Genomic DNA, 6,923 nt, shown 5'->3' on the forward strand with positions numbered 1-6,923 from the left:
ACGCCGACGCCGGCAGCAGCGCGCGCACCGCGCCCGCTTCCTGCGCGGATCGGTCTGCGCGCAGCCAGAACTCCCGATCGCGCGCATACGCCGCCGAGCTTTCGTAGTCCCGTTCGGCGGCGGCGATCCGCGCGGGATCGGTGAACCGCGCGGCCGGCACCGGGCGCCCGTCGCGGCGGGCCGCGAAGATCTCCAGCGCGCGCCGCGCGAGCAGCACCGCGCCGTAGCCGTCGACGAGCACATGGTGCGCGAGCAGGCTCCACACGACGCGGTGTTCGCTCAGCACCCACAGCCGCTGGCGGTGCAGCGCACCCGCGCCGAAGCCGATGCCCGAGGCGAGGTCGTCGCGCATCGCGCCGACCGCCTCCGCCCACGGCCGCGGCAGCCCGCGCAGGTCTCGGATCTCGCACCCCGCGCCGTCGACCTCGTGCGGCCGCAGGACGGTGTCGAGCACCCGGGCGCCGCCGTCGGTGTCGACCCGCAGCAACCAGCCGGGTGCCTCGGCGACGGCCTGCTCGATCGAACGCGCCAGCAGCGGCGGGTCGATCGGTGCGCGCGACTCCAGCTCCACCGCCTCCCCGACCGTGTAGCGCGCCGCGGCGTCGGCACCCGCGACGAGGTGCCCGTGCACCACGCCCTCCTGCGAGCGCGTGAGTATCCCCGCGGATCCGGTGGCGGCCGGCTCCGAGTTCACGCCAGCTTCTTCAACGTCGTCTCGAGGCTCTCCAGCGACTTCAGACCGGTCTCGTAGCGGTCGGCGAAGAAGTAGGACAGGCCGTAGGAGTGGCCTGCCTTGACCGCCGGGAGCGCCTGGTACGTCGGCAGTTTCGCCAGTTCGGCCGCGCCTTCGCCCGGCTTGCCCTCGACCGTCTGGTCGTAGAGCACGACGGTGGCGTCCTGCAGTCGACCGAGCTGCTCGGCCGACAGGAAGGTCGCGTTCTGCGTCTTCTCGTTCGCGGAGACCGACGTGAGTTTCGCGCCGGCGTCGGTGAGCACGTCGCCGGGCCAGGAGATCGGCGAGTAGACGTTGACCTCCTCGTAGTAGTCCAGCGGCGCGAACGTGTTGGCCGCGAGCACGTCGGCGTAGGTGCTCTTCAGCTCGGCGGCCTTGGCCTCGTAGGCCTGCTTGGCGGCGCGGGCGTCCTCGCCGTCTCCGAGGGCCTCCGAGATCGCCAGCGTCGCGTCCTTGGTGCTGCCCGAGCCGTCGGAGCGGATGAGCACGGTCGGCGCGATGGAGCTGAGCCGCTGGTACTCGGCCTTCTTCTCGGCGCTGAGCTCGGCCTCGGTGCCGCCGCGCACGAAGCCGATGAGCAGGTCGGGGTTGAGGGAGGCGATCTTCTCGTAGTCGAGGCCGTCGGGGCCGAGCACGATCGGCAGGTCCTTGACCGTCGCGTACTCCTGGGGCAGGAACGAGTCCTCGAGGTCGCCGTCGGCCGTCGCGACCGGCGTGATGCCGGCGCCGAGCAGCGGACCGACTCCGCCTTCGAGGGCGATCGCGCGTTGCGGGGAGGTCGGGATCTGCACCTGGCCGAAGGCGGTCTCGACGGTGCGGGTGGAACCGTCGGCCGCGGCGCCGGAGGAACCCGCGGCCGCGGAGCCGGAACCGGCGGCGGGGCTGTCGGCAGCGGCATCGGAGCCGCAGGCGGCCAGGGACAGTCCGAGCACGAGGGCGCCGGTGGCGGCGAGGGCGCGAGAACGCATGGGTGATGGAGCCTTTCGAGGTGAGGGTCGGGCGGGTGGTTCAGTCGCGGGTGATGAGGGCGACCGCGTCGGAGACGGTGGGGCAGGCCGCGAGGTCGGCGAACTCGACGCGGACGCCGGCCGCACGCCAGGAGTCGAGCAGCCGCATGAGCCGCACGCTGTCGATGCCGAGGCCGAGAAAGTCCTCGTCGGGTTCGATCTCGTGCGGGCTCAGGCCCGCCGAGGCGGCCAGGTCGGCGAGCACGGTCGCCGCGTCGAGGGTGGTGGTCTCAGACGAGGGCATGAGTGGTCCTGTCATCAGTACGGTCCGGCTGATCGGGCTGATCGGGTGAGTCGTCGTCGGCTCGCTCGGCGAACGGTTTGCCGGAGGCGGAGTGGGGACGGCGCGGAACGACGAGCGGGGTGCCGGTCTCGGGGTCGGCGACCACGCGGCACGGCAGGCCGAAGACGTCCTCGACGAGTTCGGCGATGACGACCCGGGCCGGCGCTCCGGCGGCCACGACCCGCCCGGCGCGCATGACGACGAGGTGGTCGGCGTAGCGGGCGGCCAGCCCGAGGTCGTGCAGCACGGCGACGACGCTGCGGCCGCGGGCGACGAGCCCGGCGCAGGCCTCGAGCACATCGACCTGATGGGCGATGTCGAGAAAGCTCGTCGGCTCGTCGAGGAGCACGGCCTGGGTGTCCTGCGCCAGCGTCATCGCGATCCACACGCGTTGCCGCTGACCGCCGGAGAGGTCGGTGAGCGGGCGGTCGGCGATGGACTCGGTGGCGGTGGCCGCCAGCGCCGCGTCGACCGCACGATGGTCGGCAGCCGAGGCCGGCGCGAGAAACCGCCGGTGCGGTTGGCGGCCGCGCATGACGAGGTCGCGCACGAGGATCCCGTCGGGCGCCAGCGGCTGCTGCGGCAGAAACGCCAGCGTGCGGGCCAGGTCGCGCGCGGCGTAGTCGGCCAGCTCCCGGCCGTGCAGCCGCACGCTCCCGGAGGCGGGCCGCAACAGCCGCGCGAGCGTCAGCAGCAGCGTCGACTTGCCGCATCCGTTCGGGCCGAGGACCGCGGTGAAGCCGCCGCTCGGCAGCCGCAGGTCGACGTCGCGCACGACGTCCGGCCGCCGCGGGTAGCCCACGCGCACGCCGCGCACCTCGAACAACGCCGCGCCCGTCACGACGCCACCTGCACGGCGCCCGACGCCCCGACCGATCCGACCGGCCCTGAGTCGGGCGGCCCTGTCGCAGTTCCGATCCCGGCACCCATCTCGGCGCCGGATCCGCGCTCCGCGGCGGCGACGATCGTCTCGGCGATCTCGCCGGCGCGCACGGCAGCGTTCGACAGCAGCGTCGCGGAGACCCCGTGCTGGTGACGGGTCTGCCCGACGAGAAAGAGCTGGCCGTGCGCCGGCACCTGCCAGGTGGCGGCGTAGTCCCGGCGCGCCAGTGGCCGGCCCCGCGGGTCGCGGCGCAGCAAGCCGGCGTGCTCACCGAGCAGCGCGCCCGGGTCCAGTGGCCGGTACCCGCTGGCGCACACGACCGCGTCGGCACGCAGCGTCGTCGTGGCGTCGGCGAGCGCGTCGAACAGCTCGACCTCGACGGCGTCCCCGGTGTCGCGGGCACCGAGCAGGCGGGTGCAGCGGTGCCACACGAGCCGCTCGCGCCCGAGCCAGCGGTCGCGGTAGTCCAGGTCGTACAGGGTCTGCAGCGTCGCGGGCGCGACGACGGAGTCGTTCGTTCCGGCGTGCAGCGCGTCGACCCGCGACCGTTCCGGCTCGGGCGCGTCGAAGAGCGCATCGACCGACTCCGCGTCGAAAATGCGGTTGACGTACGGCGAGGAGTCCGAGGGCACGTATCCGAACCGCCCGTGCACGGCGTGCACCCGCGCGCCGTCGTCGAGCAGGCCGCGCAGGTGCAGCACGACCTCGGCGGCGCTCTGACCGCCGCCGATGACGACCACGTCGCGCACGCTCCGCGGGTCGAGTCCCTCGGCCCGGAACAGGTGCTCGCTGGAGTGCCACACCCGAGGCCCGGGTCGCACCTGCGCGGGGAGCCGGGGTTGCAGCCCGGCGGCGAGCACCACGTGCCGGGCCCGGCGGCGGGTCACGCCCTCGCAGGTGCGGACGTCGACGTCGTAGCCGGTGACTGCGCCGTCGACGAGCACGGGCGTCACCGTCTCCACCCGGGCGCCGTAGGTGACGTCGTCGCGCAGCTTGGCGGCGGCCCAGCGCAGGTACTCGACGAACTCCACCCGCAGCGGATTCATCGAGCCGCGGTTGACGAAGTCGGCGAGCCGCGCGCGCTCGGCGAGGAACTGCAGAAACGTGAAGTCCGAGCGCGGATTGCGCATCGTCGCCAGGTCTTTCGCGAACGCCACCTGCATCGAGGCGTCCTCGAACAGCATGCCTTCGTGCCAGCTCGTGCGGGCCGCCGCGTCGACGAACGCCGCCCGCAGCCGCCGGGCGCCCTGCGCGGCCCGAACCTCGTCGACCTCCCGCAGCGCGATCGCCAACGCCATGTTCGCCGGCCCGAATCCGACTCCCAACACGTCGAGCATCTCGGTGGGGCCGGCGTCGCCGCAGCCAGATTCAAAGACGGCCCGCTCACCAGCTGCAGGCAAACCCGCGTCCGATCCGACACGCCGCCGGGCGATCTTGCCGACGGCGGTCGTCGGCAGCTGCGCGACGACGCGGTAGCCGTCGGGCATCTTGAACGGCGCGAGCGACTGCGCGAGCAGGTGTCGCCGCAGCACCCGCCGGTCCAGCCTCCCGGCGTCGCGATCGACCGCGTCGGGGCGCGGCACGACGTACGCGACGACCCGCTCCCCCAGCAGTTCGTCGGCCTCGCCGACGACACACGCGTCGTGCACCCGCGGGTGTCGCAGCAGCGCGTCTTCCACCTCCGCCGGCGAGATCTTCTCGCCGCCGCGGTTGATCTGCTCCTTGGTGCGCCCGACGACCGTGATGCTGCCGGTCGCGTCGCGGCGCACAAGATCACCGGTGCGGTAGAAGCCGTCGGCGGTGAACGCGGCCTGCTCGCGCGGCCCGCCGAAGTAGTAGCCGCGGATCGTGTACGGCCCGCGCACCTGCAGCTCCCCGACCGCACCGGCGGGCACCTCGACCACGCCGTCGTCGGCGTCGGGGCCGCCGGAGCCGGTGGGCCCCGCCGCGACGACCCGCACCTCGTCGAGCGCCGACATCGGCCGCCCCTGGGTGGTGACGATCGTCTCGAGGTCGTCGGCGGGGTCGGTGTAGCAGACGAGCCCCTCGGCCATCCCGTAGACCTGCTGCAGCGGAGCCAGCTCGGTGTGGATGCGCCGCGCGACGGACGGCGAGAGCCGGGCGCCGCCGACGAGCACCCGGCGCAGGCTGCTCAGGTCGGCGTCGTGGCGGGCGGTGGAGTCGAGCAGCACCTGCGCGAGCGGCGGCACGGCGATGAGGTGGGTGCCGCGATGCTCCTGCACGGCGGCGCAGACGGTCGCCGGGTCGCCGTGCGGGCACAGCACCACAGTGCCGCCGGCGGCGAGCACCCCGAGGAAGCCGGGCGAGCTCATCGGAAAGTTGTGGGTCACCGGCAGCGGGATGACCAGCACCGACCGCGCGTCGATGCCACACAGTTCGTTGCTGCGCAGAAACGAGTAGGCGTACTCACGGTGCGCCCGCGGGATCAGCTTGCCGGCCCCGGTCGTGCCGCCCGAGAGCTGGAAGAACGCGAGTTCGTCGGCGCCCGCGTCGCGCACCGGCACTGTGTCCCAACCGGATTCCCGACCCGGTCGCGCACCACTGCGCTCGCCGGAGACCCCGTCAGCGCCGTCGTCGCCGGCTTCGCCGCGGGAGCCCGTCCGGCGCAGCACCGGTAGAGCGCGCTCACCGAGGCGCGTGCGCACGTCGTCGACGAGCGCCTCGGCGTCGACCCCGGGCAGGTCACCGAGGATCCAGGCGGTGGCGCGGCCGGTCTCGACGAACCCGGCGATCTCCTGCCCGCGGTGCGCGGCGAGCGCGAGCACCGGCCGTACCCCGAGCCGAAAGCAGCCGAGCAGCACGGCGATCGCGTCGACGGTGTTCGGCATCTGCAGCACGACGGTCTGCCCGGTGCGCAGACCGCACTCGCGCAGGTCGGAGGCGGTCCGCTCGACCCGCCGCACGAGCCCGGCGTAGTCGGTGGCGCCGTCGGCGTCGACGACCGCGGTCGCGTCCGGCCGCTGTTCGGCCGCGGCGGCGACGAGCTGTTCGATCCGCGTGTCCCCCCACAGGCCGGCGGCCACATAGGCGGAGACCGTCTCCGGCGGGTACGGCGTGACCCCCGGGCTGTCCTGCAGTGACGTCATCGCGGCCCTCCTGCGGGCGTCGAGGCCTCGCGCGCGGGCGCGAGGGCGGCGGTCATGGTCGCGAACTTGGCTGCGGTCTCGGCGTGCTCGGCCTCCGGTGCGGAGCCGGCGACCACCCCGGCTCCGGCGTAGAGGCGCGCCCGGCCGTCGCGCAGCAGGGCGCAGCGCAGCGCGAGCGCCCACTGGCCGTGACCGCGGGCGTCCATGCAGCCGACGAGCCCGGCGTACCCATCGCGCCCCGCGGGCTCGAGCCGGCGGATCTCGTGCAGGGCGCGCGCGGTCGGCACCCCGCACACCGCGGGCGTCGGGTGGATCGTCAGCGCGGCTTCCAGGCAGCTGACGCCGGGGCGCAGCGCTCCGGTCACGCGCGTGCCGAGGTGCAGCATCGCGTCGGTGGCGAACAGTCCGGGCGCGCTCGGCACGTCGAGCCGCCCGAGCAGCGGGGCGAGTCGAGCGACGATGTGATCGACGACGAACCCGTGCTCGCGACGGTCCTTCTGCGAGGCCAGCAGCGCGCTGCCGCGGGCCGCGTCGCGGGCGGCCGAGTCACCGCGCGGGGCCGAACCCGCCAGCGGATGGGTGGCGAACCCGGAGTCGTCGATGGCGGCGACGAGTTCGGGTGAGGCGCCGAGGAAGACGTCGGCGCCCTCGCGCACCGCGAAGGTGTAGCCGTGCGGGTTGCGGACGGCCAGGCGGGCCCAGACAGCGCCGGCGTCGAGGCCGCGCAGGTGCACCTCGAGGCGCCGCGCGAGCACGACCTTGCGCAGCGACCCCTCGGCGATCCGCTCGAGGGCGGCCGACACCGCGCGCTGGTACTGCTCGTCCGTCGCCTCGGGCGGCACCGCCGCGCTACCCGACGACGCGGTCGCCGCGGTCGCCGCGGTCGCGGCCGTCACCGTTGCGGTCGCGG

General features: G+C 74.3%; 6 protein-coding genes. All 6 read right to left on the reverse strand.

The window, feature by feature from the left end; all coding sequences use genetic code 11:
- On the reverse strand, positions 1–694 hold a 694-nt coding region (locus tag PINTE_RS19575; protein ID WP_217996654.1), incomplete at its 3' end, for a condensation domain-containing protein.
- Positions 691–1,701 carry an ABC transporter substrate-binding protein gene (locus tag PINTE_RS19580; protein ID WP_068434024.1) on the reverse strand — a complete coding sequence of 337 codons (1,011 nt, stop codon included), beginning with the start codon at positions 1,699–1,701 and terminating at the stop codon, positions 691–693. The genes PINTE_RS19580 and PINTE_RS19575, both read right to left, overlap by 4 nt.
- A gap of 40 nt (positions 1,702–1,741) precedes the next feature.
- Complete coding sequence (locus tag PINTE_RS19585; RefSeq protein WP_068434026.1) at positions 1,742–1,984, reverse strand: phosphopantetheine-binding protein; 243 nt, start codon at positions 1,982–1,984, stop codon at positions 1,742–1,744.
- A complete protein-coding gene (locus PINTE_RS19590; RefSeq protein ID WP_084343836.1) occupies positions 1,971–2,864 on the reverse strand; it encodes an ABC transporter ATP-binding protein in 894 nt (297 codons plus the stop codon). The genes PINTE_RS19585 and PINTE_RS19590 overlap by 14 nt, the downstream gene beginning before the upstream one ends.
- Complete coding sequence (locus PINTE_RS19595) at positions 2,861–6,013, reverse strand: SidA/IucD/PvdA family monooxygenase (protein ID WP_068434028.1); 3,153 nt, start codon at positions 6,011–6,013, stop codon at positions 2,861–2,863. Before PINTE_RS19595 ends, PINTE_RS19590 begins: the two co-directional genes overlap by 4 nt.
- The coding region (locus PINTE_RS19600) for an isochorismate synthase (protein ID WP_217996655.1) at positions 6,010–6,923 on the reverse strand (914 nt) is incomplete at its 5' end. The genes PINTE_RS19595 and PINTE_RS19600, both read right to left, overlap by 4 nt.

Origin of the sequence: Piscicoccus intestinalis NBRC 104926, from assembly GCF_001515525.1 — a bacterium.
In the GTDB taxonomy this organism is placed as follows: Bacteria; Actinomycetota; Actinomycetes; order Actinomycetales; family Dermatophilaceae; genus Kineosphaera; species Kineosphaera intestinalis.